The sequence below is a fragment of the Agromyces sp. GQ35 genome (genome assembly GCF_059758475.1).
Map to the genome: position 1 here is coordinate 179,505 of NZ_JCAXEO010000002.1, position 14,183 is coordinate 193,687.

Below are 14,183 nucleotides of genomic sequence, written 5' to 3' on the forward strand. Positions count from 1 at the left end.
GGACGAGGGTTCCCGCCGCATGCGGCGGGAACGAGCGAGGGGAGTACGACGAGCGTCAGTCGGCCACGATCTTCACCCGGCTGCCGGCCTGCTCGGTGACGCGGACGCGGGTGCCAGCGGCGATTGCGACGTCGGAGTACGCGAGACGGCGTTCGAGTTCGCCGGGACCGTCGAGACTCACCTCGCCGCCGGCTGCCGAGACATCCGAGGTTGCGACGCCCGTGAGGCCCACCGCCGAGGTCGGCACTCCGTCGGAGCTTCGGCTCAGGTTGCGGATCGCGAGCACGCACAGCCCGTAGGCGATTCCTGCGAGCACGACCGAGAGCACGTAGACCCAGACGAGGTCGAGTCCCATGCTGGCGACGAGGGCGCCGGATGCCCCGAACACCACGAGTCCGACGGAGAGTGCGGTGCCCGAGAGAGCGCCGTCGCCGATCTCGAAGTGATCGAAGATGTCGCCGAGCACCAGTGAGATGAGCAGGAGCACGAGGCCGATGCCTCCGACGATGAGGAACGGAAGGAGCATCGACTGCCTCTCTGCACGCGCGAAAGCCCGGGCAAGGGCTTGCTCGGTGCACTCACCCTATCGGCCGTGGCACGCGGGCGCAGCAGCGTCGTCGCACGCCGAGGTCGGCGTATGCCGCCGGTGGAATCGAGCGGTCATGCCGAGTGCTGTCGCTGGATCGCGAGGGCGTCGACCGCCGCGTCGCCGCGGATGCGTCGCATGAGCGCGACGACCTCGTCGACCACCCCGGCGGTGAGACGCGGGCAGACCACGTTGTGCGGACCGAGCGCACCGAGTCCGCCGGCCCGGATGCGGATGACCTCCCACCCGACCTCTCGAAGCGCGGCATCTTTCTCGAGATCAGAGGCTTCTTTCAGCCCGAGATGCGCCCGACGGGATCGGCCGGGATCGTCGTACTCCACGGCGATGCGCAGTTGCGGCACGAGGATGTCTGGCCAGACCTCCTGCTTGCCGTAGAACATGCGGGCGATGCGCACGGCGTTGACGCGATGGTGGAGCCGGATGCGCTCGCCCAGCATCAGGCGCAGCCGCTGCTCGATTCGGGAGGTGCCGACCTTGAGCCCTGGCTTCATGAAGGCGAGGCCGGCCTCGCGAAGCGCTGCCGGTGCAACGGCATTCGTTCGGCACTTGGCGCAGCTCGGACCGGTGAGCACCTCGGCGATCGCCGCCGAATAGCGATCGTGCCCGCGGCGGCACCTCCAGTCGTAGACCGCGCCGACGCGCGTCTCGACGGCGAGTGCATCACGCTGCGGTGGCGCCACACGGGCGAGCAACTCGCTGCGGGAGCGCTGCGTCTCGTGCAGCAGCATGCAGAGCGGGCACGACCGCGAGAGCGCCACCGAGCCCGGTGCGCCTGCATCGATGCCGTGGCCGCAGCGAAAGCTCACGGCGACCATGAGGGCCCGTCGATCTCTTCCATGTCGATGATCTTCCGGGTCACCACCGACATGCGTCGGAGAAGCAATCCGTCGCGGTGACGTGCGGATCGACGGCGGATGTCGGCGCCACCAGCGAGAATGGAGCCATGCGGATCGTGGTCGGTGCCGCCGGGGCGGGCCTGGTCGGCTTCGTCGATCCGTCGGCCTCGCCCGAGCCGATCGAGACCGCCACCTTCGCAGAATTTCCGGGCGTCGTCCGCCGGCTCGAGGCCCGTCGTCCGCGATGGGTCTGGACCGATTCTCGGCGTTGGTACCCGAGGCTGCTGGCCGACGGCGTTCGAGTCGAACGCGGCCACGACCTGCTCCTCTCCGCGGCGATCCTCGACCACTCGACGACCACGGCATCGCTCCGCGCCGGCGGTGCTCATCAACGGCCCGAGTGGTTGCCGCTCGGGCCGGTCGAGGCGGGGCAGGCGAGTGGCCCGCTGCCCGCGGCGTCCGCGGCTCATACCTCGCTCTTCGAGCTCGACGCGTTCGGCGAGGTCGGCATCGGGTCGGATGTCGCGGCGCCGGGTCGTGCGGCCGACCCCTCCGACCTGCTCGGCGTCCCGGTCGAGGCCGTGCTCGCCGAGCATGCCAGGCAGCTCGCACTGGTTGCATCGTCTGAACGCCCGGGAGCACTCCGCCTGCTGCTCGCGGCGGAGTCCGCCGGAGCGCTCATCGGCGTCGAGTTGCACGCCGCCGGTCTGCCCTGGCATCGCGGAGTGCACGAGCGCGTGCTCGAGGGCGAGCTCGGTCCGAAGCCGGGCCCGGGCCGCAAGCCCGTGCACATGGAGCAACTCGCCGCCGAGGTGCGCGACCTGCTCGGCGCCCCTGCCGTGAACCTCGACTCGCAGGTCGACCTGCTGAGGGCACTGCGTCGGGCGGGCATCCAGGTCGAGTCCACGAGCAGGTGGCAGTTGCGCGAGCACGAGCATCCGGCGATCGAACCGCTCGTCGCGTACAAGAAGCTCGCTCGGCTGTACTCGGCGAACGCGTGGTCGTGGCTCGACGAGTGGGTCGTCGACGGGCGCTTCCGCCCCGACTACGTTCCCGGGGGCACGGCGACCGGACGATGGGCGACCTCGGGCGGCGGCGCGCTGCAGTTGCCGAAGAACGTGCGCAGCGCCGTCGTCGCCGACCCGGGCTGGGCGCTCGTCGTCGCCGACGCCGCCCAGCTCGAGCCGCGCGTGCTCGCCGGTCTGGCTCATGACGAGGCGATGGCCGAAGCCGGCCGCGGCCGCGACTTCTACAGCGGCATCGTGGGCGCCGGCGTGGTCGAGACCCGTGACCAGGCGAAAGTCGCGATCCTCGGCGCCATGTACGGTGCCACGACCGGTGAGAGCGGCCGCCTCGTACCGCGACTCGCCCACGCGTATCCGAGGGCGATGGCGCTCGTCGACCGGGCCGCCGCCGATGGCGAGCGGGGCGCCAGCGTCACCACGCTGCTCGGTCGTTCTTCGCCGCCACCCGGTGAGGAGTGGCGTTCGGTGCAGTCGCAGGCCAGTCAACCCGAGGCGACACCCGCCGACGAACGGCGAGCGCGTTCGCGGGCACGCGATTGGGGTCGATTCACCCGGAACTTCGTGGTGCAGGGGAGCGCCGCCGAGTGGGCGCTGTGCTGGATGGCCGTGCTGCGCCCCAAGCTCGCCGCGATCGCCGCTGCTGCACCCGCTCCCGAGCAGCTCGCCCATCGTTCCGGAGCAGCGTTCGCGCATGCACCCCACCTCGTGTACTACCTCCACGACGAGATCATCGTGCATACGCCGCTCGAGCGGGCCGACGAGGTCGCCACCGCCGTGACCGCTGCGGCGAGCGAGGCGGGCCGGCTGCTGTTCGGCGACTTCCCGGTCGAGTTTCCTCTCGATCTCGCGGTCGTCGACAGTTACGCGGGGGCAGGTTCCTGACGTTCGTCGTCTGACGTCGAGGTGGTCGACGGGCGGCGTCCTCGGCGCGGCCGTTCCATGCGCGGGGGGAACGCGAGGTCTCGAGCGTCGAGCAACGCCTCGACCTCGTCGAGCCACTCGAGTGCTGCTCGCGCCCGTGCGGCGTTCGCGGCAGCGGCGAGCGCGGCGAGTGGCGCCGCCGGATCGATTTCGGCCGGAACCCCCGACGCGCCGTCGCCGGGCAACGAGCGAGCGGATGCCGCGTCGAGGCGCTCGTGCCAGCGGGAGCGTTCCGCGGCGACGACGGGGCCGGCGTCGATGCCCGGCAACGATGCCGCGAGCAGGACCCGGTCGACCGTTTCGTCCCACGGATCGCTGCCCGAGGCATCCGCACCGCCGAACCATGCTCGAGTGGCAGTGGCGCCTGCCGGAGTCGCACGGTAGAGGGGGAGTCCATCGTCGGTGGCGCCCGCCGACTCGACGAAGCCCTGCTTGCCGAGCCGCTCGAGGGTCGCGTAACTCTGGCCGACGTTCACGTTTCGCCGACCGCCGGTGCGCACGGCGAGATCGCCGTGGAGCTGGAAGCCGTATCCCGGGCCCGCCGTGAGTAGGGCGAGCAGTGCGTCGCGCACAGCCATGCGATCTCCGATCGAAGTGAACGTCTCACCGAGTATATGGTTTCGAGTCTTGTCAATGAGCCTGATGCGGGGCATAATCGGCGTGACGGCTCGCTCGTCGACAATCGAATACCGGTCATCCGTCCGTCAGAGGTCGTTGGGGAAGACGCACCTCAAGAACGGAGATCGAGATGACGAAGAATGCCACGCGGGCAGTGCGCACCGCGCGAGGCGTGCTGTTCGTGCATTCCTCGCCGAGGGCGCTGTGCCCCCATGTCGAGTGGGCGGCCGGCGGCGCGCTCGGCTCGGCGGTGAATTTCGACTGGAGCGAGCAGCCAGTGCTTCGCGGTGCCATGCGCGCGGAGTTCTACTGGGAGGGCGAGGCCGGCAGCGGAGCGAAGCTCGCGTCGGCGCTCCGCGGCTGGGAGCAGCTCCGCTTCGAGGTGAGCGAGGATCCGACGCCGGGCTCCGACGGGGCGAGGTGGATGCACACGCCCGAGCTCGGTGTGTTCTTCGCACAGACCGACACGGCCGGCAATACCGTGGTGCCCGAAGACCGGATCCGGTATGCGATGGAGGTCGGCGGAACCGACCCCATCGAACTGCACCGCGAGTTGCGGCTCGCGCTCGGGCAGGCGTGGGACGACGAACTCGAGCCCTTCCGTCATGCGAGCGACTTCGCGCCGGTCGTCTGGTTGCACCAGGTGGGCTGAGCGAGCCTCGGTCCGCCGGCGGCGTGACGCGAGGTCGGATGACGCATTCCCGGCAGCGCACGAGCGAAACCCTCGGACCGTGCACCAGAAGACCCCGGCGCAGTCACTGCGACCGGGGTCTTCTGATGTCGGTGCGAGCGAGCGGACTACGGCGTGCGGATCGCGACGACCGCGTTGTGCCCGCCGAAACCGAACGAGTTGCTGATGGCGAGCTGCGGCCCGTCGCCCAGCGGTTGCGGTGCGCCGGAGACCAGCAAGGGGATCGCGGGATCCTGCGTGCTGATGTTGATGGTCGGCGGCGCGACGCGGTTGGCGAGCGCGAGTACCGTGAACACCGCTTCGAGCGCGCCCGTGCCACCCAGCAGGTGACCCGTCGACGCCTTGGTGGCCGACACTGGGATCTCGTGCACCCGGTCGCCGAAAACGCCCGCGAGCGCGGTGTACTCGGCGATGTCGCCCACCGGCGTGCTCGTGGCGTGCGCGTTGATGTGCGTCACCTGCTCGGGGGCGGCGCCGGCCTGCGTGAGGGCGTCGTGCACCGCGCGGCTCGCGCCGCGGCCCTCTGGATCGTTCGCAGTGATGTGGAACGAATCGGCGCTCACCGCGCCGCCGGCGAGCTCGGCGTAGATGCGAGCGCCACGGGCGAGCGCGTGCTCCTCGGTCTCGAGCACGAGGCTCGCGGCACCTTCGCCCATGACGAATCCGTCACGGTCGACGCTGTACGGACGCGAAGCGTGCTCGGGGTCGTCGTTGCGGCGCGACAGCGCCTGCATCGACGAGAACGACGCGAGCGTGATCGGGTGGATCGCCGACTCGGATCCGCCGGCGATGACGACGTCGGCGAGCCCGAGCTGCAGGTGCTCGTAGGCGTTCGCGAGCGACTCGGTGCTCGACGCGCAGGCAGAGGCGACGGTGCGCGCGAACGCGCGTGCCTCGAAGTGCATCGAGATGGCTGCTGCGGCCGCGTTCGGCATGAGCATGGGCACGGTCATGGGAAGCACGCGCCGCGGCCCGCGTTCGCGCAGGGTGTCCCAGGCGTCGAGCAGGGTCCAGATGCCGCCGATGCCGGTCGCATAGTCGACGCCGAGTCGCTCAGGGGCGACCTCGGGCGCGCCGGCGTCGGCCCACGCCTCCTTCGCCGAGATCAGTGCGAACTGGCTCGAGGGATCGAGTCGCTTGGCGACCGGCCGCTCGAGTACTTCTTCAGGGCGGACCTTGGCCTCCGCGGCGAAGGTGACGGGCAGTTCGAGTTCGGCGACCCACTCGTGTTCGAGCGTATGTGCGCCGGACTCGCCGGCGAGCAGGGCGTTCCAGCTCTCGGGTGCGGTGCCGCCGAGCGGTGAGGACGCACCGATGCCGGTGATGACGATCTTCTTGGTCATTCGAGAAACACTCCGATGGAGAACGGTCACACTGATCGAGCGGGCCGGGCTCAGGCGCCGGCCCGCTCCACGCAGCTGCTAGGCCTGGGCCTTGACGATGAAGTCGACGGCGTTGCCGACGGTCTTCAGGTTCTTGACCTCTTCGTCGGGGATCTTCACGTCGAACTTCTCTTCGGCGTTGACGACGATCGTCATCATGGAGATCGAGTCGATGTCGAGGTCGTCGGTGAACGACTTGTCCAGCTCAACCGTGTCGGTCGCGATGCCGGTCTCGTCGTTGATGAGCTCGGCCAGGCCTGCAAGCACTTCTTCGGTGGACAATGCCATTGGTTCTTCTCCTTGGGGGTGTCTCGTTTGACCGAGAGACAGTCTAGATGGACAGGGGCAGGTGGTTCAGGGCAGAACCACCACTTGGGCGCCGAACACGAGTCCGGCGCCGAAGCCGATCTGGAGGGCGAGCCCTCCGGAGAGTTCTGGGTGCTCGTCGAGCAGTCGGTGCGTCGCGAGCGGGATGGACGCGGCGGAGGTGTTGCCTGTGGTCTCGATATCCCGCGCGATGACGACCGTCTCCGGCAGTTTCAGCTGCTTGGCGAACTCGTCGATGATGCGCATGTTCGCCTGGTGCGGGATGAAGGCGGCGAGGTCGGCAGCGGTGACGCCCGCGGCATCCAGTGCCTGCTTCGCGACCTTCGCCATGTCCCACACCGCCCAGCGGAAGACGGTCTGGCCCTCTTGGCGCAGGGTCGGCCACTCGCCGACTCCGTCACGGAACTCGGTGAGCGTGTTGTTCATGCCGACGGCGCCCGCCTTGGAGCCGTCTGAGCCCCAGACCGTGCGTGCGATGCCGGGCGTGTCGCTCGGACCGATGACGATCGCGCCGGCGCCGTCGCCGAGCAGGAACGAGATGCTGCGATCGGTGGGATCGACGACGTCGGAGAGCTTTTCGGCGCCGATCACGAGGGCGTACTGCGCCGCACCGGTCCGGATGAGCGCGTCGGCCTGGGCGACCGCGTAGGCATAGCCGGCGCACGCGGCGTTCGTGTCGTAGGCGGCAGCCGGGTTCGCGCCGACACGGTCGGCGACGACAGCGGCCATCGACGGCGTCTGTTGCACGTTCGAGATGGTGGCGATGATCACGAGGTCGATCAGTTCGGGCGAGATTCCCGATCGCTCGATCGCTTCGCGCGCGGCATCCGTTGCCAGGTCGACGGCGAGCACTTCGGCGCCCGCACGTGCACGGGTGACGATGCCGGTGCGCTGCTGGATCCACTCGTCCGAGGAGTTGATCGGGCCGACGAGGTCGTCGTTGGGCACCGCGTTGGCGCCGCGAGCCGCCCCGATCGAGTAGATGCGGGTGTAGGCGGGCCCATGAGATTGCTGCAGGGTCGGTCGCGTCATGTTCGGCTTTCTCGTGTCGTTCTTCGGCTCAGGCGTGCTGCTCGATGAGCTCGATCGCCGCTGCAATGTCGTCGGGAGTCTTCACGGCGACGCTCGGCACGCCCTTGAGCGCGCGCTTCGCGAGGCCGACGAGCGCACCGGCCGGGGCGACCTCGATGATGCCGGTCACGCCGGCCGCCTGGAACGACTCCATGCAGCGGTCCCAGCGTACGGGGGAGGAGACCTGTCCGACGAGGAGGTCGAGGAAGGCGGCACCGGAGGTCACGGCGCTGCCGTCGCGGTTCGTCCAGAGCGGCAGCACGGGGTCGGCGGGGGAGAGACCGGCCGCGACGGCGCTGAGCCGGTCCACGGCGGGGCGCATGTAGCGCGTGTGGAAGGCCCCGGCGACCTGCAGCGGAATGACCCTCGCACCCGCGGGCGGTTCGGTCTTGAGCGCTTCGAGCGAATCGAGTGCTCCGGCGACCACGATCTGCCCACCGCCGTTGAAATTCGCCGGCTCGAGGTCGAGTTCGTCGAGCCGCGTGAGCAGGGCCCCTTCGTCTCCTCCGATCACCGCGCTCATGGCGGTCGGCACGAGTGCGGCGGCATCCGCCATGGCCCGGCCTCGCTCGGCGACGAAGCGGACCGCGTCGGTCTCGCTCAGCACACCGGATGCCGCGGCGGCCGTGATCTCGCCGACGGAGTGACCGGCGATGCCGCCGATGCGTGCGGCGCGCCCATCAGCCAGGAGCGTGCCGAGCGTCAGGATGCCGGCCGCGACGATCAGCGGTTGCGCGATCGCGGTGTCGCGGATGGTGTCCGCGTCGGCTTCGGTACCGTAGTGCGCGAGATCGAGCCCCGCGGCCTCCGACAGCACCGACAGCCGTTCGGCATAGGCCGGCTCGGCGAGCCAGGGGGAGAGGAATCCGGGGGTCTGCGAGCCCTGTCCAGGGCAGACGACGACGATCACCACACCAGTCTGCCAACCGAGCGGCGGGCTCGGGTGTGCACACGCCACAAGCTCTTCGGGAAACCCTTGTACGAACGGGACAGCTCGTCGTCAGTTCGACGGTCGACGCTTCGGGGGGAGTTCATGGTCGCTCATCGAGCCGATGATGAGTGCGGACTGGAGGATCAGGGCCTCGCGTGCGCCGGTCGCGTCCCAACCGATGACGTCGGAGACGCGCTTCAGGCGGTAGCGCACGGTGTTCGGGTGCACGAACAGCTCGCGCGCCGTGGCTTCGAGGGAACGACCGTTGTCGAGGTAGCTCCAGAGCGTCGTCAGCAGCTCGGTCGAGTGCGCCTGCAGCGGCCGGTAGATGCGATGAACGAGCGTGGCGCGAGCAAGCGGGTCGCCCGCGAGAGCGCGCTCGGGCAGCAGGTCGTCGGCGTGCACCGGCCGCGGTGCGTGGCGCCAGGATCGCGCCACCGCGAAACCCGCGAGTGCGGCCTTGGCGCTCTTCGACGCATCCACCAGGTTCGGCACCGCGTGACCGAGCACCAGATGCCCGGTTCCGAAATGCGGTTCGAGTTGATCGGCGATCTCCATGAAGGTGAGCGCCGGAGCCGTGCCGATCGCGTCGTCGGCCTCGCGGGCGAGTGGATCGGCGCGACCGATCACGAGCACGAGGCGGTTGCCCTGAACGCCGATCAGGACGTCGGCGTGCATGTGCCGCGCCGCGCGGCGCACATGGTCGACATCGAGTTGCTTCGGCGCGGTGCCGACGAGCACCGAGACCTCTCCGTGCCCGTGCCAGCCGAGGGCCGCGATGCGGCTCGGCAGCTCATCGTCGGCCTCGCCCGAGAGGATCGAGTCGACGACGAGGGCTTCGAGCCGTGCATCCCAGAGTCCGCGCGCCTCGGCCGCCCGTGCGTACACGTCGGCTGCGGCGAACGCGATCTCGCGCGAATAGAGCAGGATCGCCTCGCGGAGCGGCTCACCGCCGTCTTTGATGCGATCTTCGACGACCTCGACCGTCACCCTGATGAGCTGCAAGGTCTGCTGCAGGCTCACTGACCGCAAGAGCTCCCGCGGCGCGGCGCCGAACACATCGGCCGCGATCCATGGCGTGGAACGCGGGTCCTCGAACCAGGCGATGAACGAGGAGATGCCGGCTTGGGCGACGAGACCCACCGCTGAGCGGCGACTCGGCGGCATGTCGCCGTACCAGGGCAACGTGTCTTCGAGACGCTTGAGCGTCGCGGTTGCGAGCTCGCCCGCGATGGTGCGCAACCATGCGAGCGTCTCCGCCTTCGTTTTGGGCCTCGTCGCCACCTCGTCGCCTGCTAGCTCTCGCCGCCGGCCGATCCGGTGGTGCCGGCGTTCACGTCGGACAACCGGTACTTCTCGATGGCCTGTGCGGGGAGCGAACGGTCGATCTCGCCGCGGTCGGCGAGGAGCTCGAGCGTGCGCACGACGACCGAGGGGCCATCGATCTTGAAGAACCGCCGAGCAGCGGGTCGGGTGTCGGAGAATCCGAAGTCGTCGGCTCCGAGCGTCGCGAAGTCGCCGGGCACGTAGGCGCGCACCTGGTCGGGCACGGCATGCATGAAGTCCGACACCGCGACGAACGGACCACGCGCGCCGTCGAGCTTCTGCGTGAGGTAGGACACCCTGCGCTCGGCATCGGGGTTCAGGAAGTTGTGCTCGTCGGCGGCGAGCCCGTCTCGGCGCAGTTCCGTCCAGCTGGTGACCGACCACACGTCGGCCGACACGCCCCAGTCTTCAGCGAGGAGCTTCTGAGCCTCGATGATCCACGGCACGGACACGCCCGACGCGAGCAGCTGCGCCTTCGGTCCTGCGGCGTTCGATTCGCTGATGCGGTGGATGCCCCGGACGATGCCGTCGACATCGACGCCTTCGGGCTCTGCCGGGTGCACGATCGGCTCGTTGTAGACCGTGAGGTAGTACATCACGTTCGGGTCGGGGTGGTGGCCGCCGTACATGCGCTCGAGTCCCGAGCGCATGATGTGCCCGATCTCGTAGCCGTACGCGGGGTCGTACGACACGACCGCCGGGTTCGTCGACGCGAGAAGCGGCGAGTGTCCGTCGGCGTGCTGCAGGCCCTCGCCGGTGAGCGTGGTGCGACCAGCGGTGGCGCCGATGATGAAGCCGCGAGCCATCTGGTCGCCGGCTGCCCACATGGCGTCGCCGGTGCGCTGGAATCCGAACATCGAGTAGAAGACGTAGACCGGGATCAGCGGTTCGCCCTGCGTCGAGTACGAGGTGCCGACGTTCGTGAACGCCGCCATGGCCCCGGCCTCGTTGATGCCGACGTGCAGGATCTGGCCCTGGGGGCTCTCTTTGTAGGCGAGCAGCAGCTCGCGGTCGACCGAGGTGTAGTGCTGGCCGTTCGGGTTGTAGATCTTCGCGGTCGGGAAGAACGCGTCGATGCCGAAGGTGCGCGCCTCGTCGGGGATGATCGGCACGATGCGGTGACCGAAGTCCTTGGAGCGGATGAGATCTTTCAGCAGCCGCACGAACGCCATCGTGGTGGCGATCTCCTGCGTGCCGGAGCCCTTCTTCGCGATCGCGTACGTCGAATCGTCGGGCAGCGAGATGGCCGTGTGGTTCGACCGACGCTCTGGCAGGTAGCCGCCGAGTTCGCGGCGACGCTCGTGCAGGTACTGGATCGCCTCATCCTGATCGCCGGGCGTGTAGTACGGCGGCAGGTAGGGGTTCTCCTCGAGCTGCGCATCGGTGATGGGGATGCGCATCTGGTCGCGGAACGTCTTCAGGTTCTCGAGGGTCATCTTCTTCATCTGGTGCGTCGCGTTGCGACCCTCGAAGGCAGGACCGAGGCCGTAGCCCTTGATCGTCTTCGCCAGGATGACCGTCGGCTGGCCCTTGTGCTCGCTCGCGGCCTTGAAGGCGGCGTAGACCTTGCGGTAGTCGTGGCCGCCGCGCTTCAGGCCCCACACCTCGTCGTCGGAGAGATGCGAGACGAGTTCGAGCGCACGCGGGTCGCGACCGAAGAAGTTCTCGCGAACATAGGCGCCGGACTCGGCCTTGTACGTCTGGTAGTCGCCGTCGGGCGTGACGTTCATCAGGTTGCGAAGTGCACCGTCGTGGTCGCGGGCGAGGAGGTCGTCCCACTCGCGGCCCCAGACGACCTTGATGACGTTCCAGCCGGCACCGCGGAAGAAGCTCTCGAGCTCCTGGATGATCTTGCCGTTGCCGCGCACCGGGCCGTCGAGACGCTGCAGGTTGCAGTTGATCACGAAGTTCAGGTTGTCGAGCCCGTCGTTCGCCGCGACCTGCAGCTGACCGCGGCTCTCGACCTCGTCCATCTCGCCGTCGCCGAGGAACGCCCAGACCTGCTGGTCGCTCGCGTCTTTGATGCCGCGGTTGGTGACGTACTTGTTGAGCTGCGCCTGGTAGATCGCGTTGATCGGACCGAGGCCCATCGAGACCGTCGGGAACTGCCAGAACTCGGGCATCAGCCGCGGGTGCGGGTAGGAGGAGATGCCGTTCGGAGCGTGCGACTTCTCTTGGCGGAATCCGTCGAGCTGATCGGTCGAGAGTCGTCCCTCGAGGAATGCGCGGGCGTAGGTGCCTGGGGATGCGTGGCCCTGCACGAAGACCTGGTCTCCGCCACCGGGGTGATCCTGGCCGCGGAAGAAGTGGTTGAAGCCGACCTCGTAGAGGGCGGCCGACGACGCGTACGTCGAGATGTGGCCGCCGACGGCGATGCCGGGGCGCTGAGCGCGGTGCACGAGCACGGCGGCGTTCCAGCGGATCCAGGCGCGATAGCGGCGCTCGATCTCTTCGTCGCCCGGGAAGTCGGGCTCGTTCTCGGGAGCGATCGTGTTCAGGTAGTCGGTCGTCGGAACCATGGGCACACCCAGGTGCAATTCCTTCGAACGCTTCAGCAGGCTCAGCATGATCTCTCGCGCACGCTGGTGTCCCTTCTCTGCGACGAGCGCATCGAGGGATTCGGCCCATTCGGATGTTTCTTCCGGATCGGCGTCCATCGCCTCGACCGAGTAGGGATCCTGGTCGTTGACAGTCACACTCGACCTCTCTCTTCAGCAGATCATGCCTGCGGGTGTGGGGCGTGCGCACGCCGAATGGGCCGGTTCGCGGCCGGGTGGCACCACGCCATCCTAGTGATTCTATGCCCGCAAGGTTGGGGCTAGGCTGAGGCCTCGGTTCGACCGAACATCCTGTGAAGGGAACGCCGTTTCGTGATCCTCGCCGCCGGCGCCAGCGCGCCCGACTTCACCCTCGCGAACCAGTTCGGCCAGCCCGTGAGCCTCGCCGGTTTCCGCAGCCGAGCCGTCACGGTCGTGTTCTTCCCGCTCGCGTTCTCGAGCATCTGCCAGGGCGAGCTCAGTGAGCTGCGCGACAACATCACCATGTTCGATGAGTCCGACGTCGCACTCATCGCCGTGTCGGTGGATTCGAAGCACACGCTGCGCGCCTGGTCCGAGCAGGAGGGCTCCGCGTTCCCGTTGCTCTCTGACTTCTGGCCGCACGGCGCGGTCGCGCGTTCGTTCGGCGCCTTCGACGAATCCAGCGGGCTGGCCGAACGGGCGACGTTCGTCATCGATGCCGACGGTCGCGTCGCCGCGAGCTTCGCGGCCCTGCGGGGCGAGGCGCGGTCGCTCGAGCAGTACCGTCGGGCGCTCGCCTCGCTCTGACACGGCTCGGCGGCATCCGCTCGTGCTCTCGAATGCGCCTCACGCGAGGATGTTGACGGACCGCGCGATCACGAGCGCCAGGATCAGGAAGCCGCCGAACGCCTGCAGCGCCATCAGGAGCTTGAATCGGGCCGACAAGGGCATCGCATCGGTCGCGCTGAACGCCATCGAGTTCGAGACGGTCGTGTAGAAGTAGTCGACGAACCGGGGCATCCAGTCGTGCACGACGGATGAGCGTGCGGCCACCTCGGTGACGGCGTCGTGATCCTCGTCCTGCGGAAACCGGAGGTCGGCCGGGGGAAGGTCGGCGCGGGCGGCCATGGTCCGCAGGACCGGTCCGCCGCGGTCGAGCTCCCAGTAGAGCACCGTGAATCCGATGACGTTCGCCACCCACACCTGCGCCGCAGCGAGGAGGAGGCCGGACGCATCGGCGGGGCGCTCGCTCACGAGCGACGCGAGCAGGAGCACGAGGGTGAGCTGGTTCGCGACGACCAGACCTGCTGCCAGCACGATCGACACCCACTTGGTGAACGTCGACCGTTTCGTCAGCCGGTGCGGGTTGGCGATGACGAGCGGCACGAGCAGCGCGAGACCGACGAACACCACGATGAATCGCTGCGGGCCGAGGAAGCCGTTGGGCAGCGCCGCGTAGAGCGCCAGTGCGACGACGAGGGCCACGACGGAGGGCCAGCGGTGCTCCGACGGCGTGCTTCGACTCGGATGCTGTTGCATCGGCTCCATGGCCGTGAGTCTAGGCAGCGCGCGATAGCATTGGCGTGCGCCGCGCGCGACGCGGGGGCCTTTAGCTCAGTTGGTAGAGCGCCACGTTTACACCGTGGATGTCGTCGGTTCGAGCCCGGCAGGGCCCACTCTCCCGCGAGTTGTCGGTGGTACCACCTGGAAAGCGAGCGAGCGTGGATCCCATCTGGCTGATGCTGGCCGCGACCGTGGTCGGTGCGAGCATCGTCGGCGGTGCCGTTCTCCTGCTCACGCCCGAGCGCCGCCGACGACGTCGCGAGCGTCGCCGCAAACGTGCCTACCTCAAGCGCAACCTCTCCCGGAGCATCCCGGTTCGAAAGGGCGACGACATGAACTGGCTGCGCAACCAGTAGGTCGAGACCT

General features: G+C 68.8%; 14 protein-coding genes and 1 tRNA gene. 5 read left to right on the forward strand and 10 right to left on the reverse strand.

What is annotated here, in order from left to right; translation table 11 throughout:
- Positions 1 to 55 precede the first annotated feature (55 nt).
- Positions 56 to 526, reverse strand: coding sequence for an NfeD family protein (locus AC6CH0_RS12800; protein WP_498101455.1), 471 nt, complete (start codon positions 524 to 526; stop codon positions 56 to 58).
- 134 nt (positions 527 to 660) lie between these two features.
- A complete protein-coding gene (locus AC6CH0_RS12805; RefSeq protein WP_498101457.1) occupies positions 661 to 1,422 on the reverse strand; it encodes a putative endonuclease domain-containing protein in 762 nt (253 codons plus the stop codon).
- Between the two features lie 128 nt (positions 1,423 to 1,550).
- On the opposite strand from AC6CH0_RS12805, the gene AC6CH0_RS12810 reads away from it, so the two are divergent.
- Positions 1,551 to 3,350 (forward strand): bifunctional 3'-5' exonuclease/DNA polymerase, encoded by a 1,800-nt coding sequence (locus AC6CH0_RS12810; protein WP_498101459.1) that lies wholly within the window; start codon positions 1,551 to 1,553, stop codon positions 3,348 to 3,350.
- On the opposite strand, the gene AC6CH0_RS12815 is transcribed toward AC6CH0_RS12810, so the two are convergent.
- Positions 3,329 to 3,967: a PadR family transcriptional regulator gene (locus AC6CH0_RS12815; RefSeq protein WP_498101461.1), complete on the reverse strand. Its 639-nt coding sequence runs from the start codon at positions 3,965 to 3,967 to the stop codon at positions 3,329 to 3,331. The genes AC6CH0_RS12810 and AC6CH0_RS12815 overlap by 22 nt on opposite strands.
- A gap of 170 nt (positions 3,968 to 4,137) precedes the next feature.
- On the opposite strand from AC6CH0_RS12815, the gene AC6CH0_RS12820 reads away from it, so the two are divergent.
- Positions 4,138 to 4,659: a DUF3145 domain-containing protein gene (locus AC6CH0_RS12820; protein ID WP_022894471.1), complete on the forward strand. Its 522-nt coding sequence runs from the start codon at positions 4,138 to 4,140 to the stop codon at positions 4,657 to 4,659.
- Between the two features lie 146 nt (positions 4,660 to 4,805).
- Here AC6CH0_RS12820 and AC6CH0_RS12825 read toward each other — a convergent pair whose 3' ends face one another.
- The 6 genes from AC6CH0_RS12825 to aceE form a co-directional block, all read right to left on the reverse strand.
- Positions 4,806 to 6,041: a beta-ketoacyl-[acyl-carrier-protein] synthase family protein gene (locus AC6CH0_RS12825; RefSeq protein WP_498101463.1), complete on the reverse strand. Its 1,236-nt coding sequence runs from the start codon at positions 6,039 to 6,041 to the stop codon at positions 4,806 to 4,808.
- 78 nt (positions 6,042 to 6,119) lie between these two features.
- Positions 6,120 to 6,368 carry an acyl carrier protein gene (locus AC6CH0_RS12830; protein WP_022894469.1) on the reverse strand — a complete coding sequence of 83 codons (249 nt, stop codon included), beginning with the start codon at positions 6,366 to 6,368 and terminating at the stop codon, positions 6,120 to 6,122.
- A 66-nt stretch (positions 6,369 to 6,434) separates the two neighbouring features.
- Positions 6,435 to 7,439: a beta-ketoacyl-ACP synthase III gene (locus tag AC6CH0_RS12835; RefSeq protein WP_498101465.1), complete on the reverse strand. Its 1,005-nt coding sequence runs from the start codon at positions 7,437 to 7,439 to the stop codon at positions 6,435 to 6,437.
- Between the two features lie 28 nt (positions 7,440 to 7,467).
- On the reverse strand, positions 7,468 to 8,388 hold the full coding sequence (locus AC6CH0_RS12840; protein ID WP_498101467.1) for an ACP S-malonyltransferase: 921 nt from the start codon (positions 8,386 to 8,388) through the stop codon (positions 7,468 to 7,470).
- A gap of 90 nt (positions 8,389 to 8,478) precedes the next feature.
- On the reverse strand, positions 8,479 to 9,693 hold the full coding sequence (locus AC6CH0_RS12845) for a PucR family transcriptional regulator (protein ID WP_498101469.1): 1,215 nt from the start codon (positions 9,691 to 9,693) through the stop codon (positions 8,479 to 8,481).
- Between the two features lie 11 nt (positions 9,694 to 9,704).
- Positions 9,705 to 12,431, reverse strand: a complete 2,727-nt coding sequence (gene aceE, locus AC6CH0_RS12850) for a pyruvate dehydrogenase (acetyl-transferring), homodimeric type (protein WP_498101471.1) — start codon at positions 12,429 to 12,431, stop codon at positions 9,705 to 9,707.
- Positions 12,432 to 12,608: 177 nt separating this feature from the next.
- Between aceE and AC6CH0_RS12855 the strand changes: the two genes are divergently transcribed.
- Positions 12,609 to 13,061, forward strand: a complete 453-nt coding sequence (locus tag AC6CH0_RS12855) for a peroxiredoxin (RefSeq protein WP_498102272.1) — start codon at positions 12,609 to 12,611, stop codon at positions 13,059 to 13,061.
- A 39-nt stretch (positions 13,062 to 13,100) separates the two neighbouring features.
- On the opposite strand, the gene AC6CH0_RS12860 is transcribed toward AC6CH0_RS12855, so the two are convergent.
- Positions 13,101 to 13,802: a hypothetical protein gene (locus tag AC6CH0_RS12860; protein ID WP_498101473.1), complete on the reverse strand. Its 702-nt coding sequence runs from the start codon at positions 13,800 to 13,802 to the stop codon at positions 13,101 to 13,103.
- A 55-nt stretch (positions 13,803 to 13,857) separates the two neighbouring features.
- Between AC6CH0_RS12860 and AC6CH0_RS12865 the strand changes: the two genes are divergently transcribed.
- Positions 13,858 to 13,930, forward strand: a tRNA-Val gene (locus AC6CH0_RS12865).
- 45 nt (positions 13,931 to 13,975) lie between these two features.
- On the forward strand, positions 13,976 to 14,173 hold the full coding sequence (locus tag AC6CH0_RS12870) for a hypothetical protein (RefSeq protein ID WP_498101475.1): 198 nt from the start codon (positions 13,976 to 13,978) through the stop codon (positions 14,171 to 14,173).
- Positions 14,174 to 14,183 lie beyond the last annotated feature (10 nt).

Excerpts from the sequence above, each read along its gene's own strand:
- AC6CH0_RS12800 (WP_498101455.1), bottom strand. The coding sequence starts at position 526 with ATGCTCCTTCCGTTCCTCATCGTCGGAGGCATCGGCCTCGTGCTCCTG.
- AC6CH0_RS12805 (WP_498101457.1), bottom strand. The coding sequence starts at position 1,422 with ATGGTCGCCGTGAGCTTTCGCTGCGGCCACGGCATCGATGCAGGCGCA.
- AC6CH0_RS12810 (WP_498101459.1), top strand. The coding sequence starts at position 1,551 with ATGCGGATCGTGGTCGGTGCCGCCGGGGCGGGCCTGGTCGGCTTCGTC.
- AC6CH0_RS12815 (WP_498101461.1), bottom strand. The coding sequence starts at position 3,967 with ATGGCTGTGCGCGACGCACTGCTCGCCCTACTCACGGCGGGCCCGGGA.
- AC6CH0_RS12820 (WP_022894471.1), top strand. The coding sequence starts at position 4,138 with ATGACGAAGAATGCCACGCGGGCAGTGCGCACCGCGCGAGGCGTGCTG.
- AC6CH0_RS12825 (WP_498101463.1), bottom strand. The coding sequence starts at position 6,041 with ATGACCAAGAAGATCGTCATCACCGGCATCGGTGCGTCCTCACCGCTC.
- AC6CH0_RS12830 (WP_022894469.1), bottom strand. The coding sequence starts at position 6,368 with ATGGCATTGTCCACCGAAGAAGTGCTTGCAGGCCTGGCCGAGCTCATC.
- AC6CH0_RS12835 (WP_498101465.1), bottom strand. The coding sequence starts at position 7,439 with ATGACGCGACCGACCCTGCAGCAATCTCATGGGCCCGCCTACACCCGC.
- AC6CH0_RS12860 (WP_498101473.1), bottom strand. The coding sequence starts at position 13,802 with ATGGAGCCGATGCAACAGCATCCGAGTCGAAGCACGCCGTCGGAGCAC.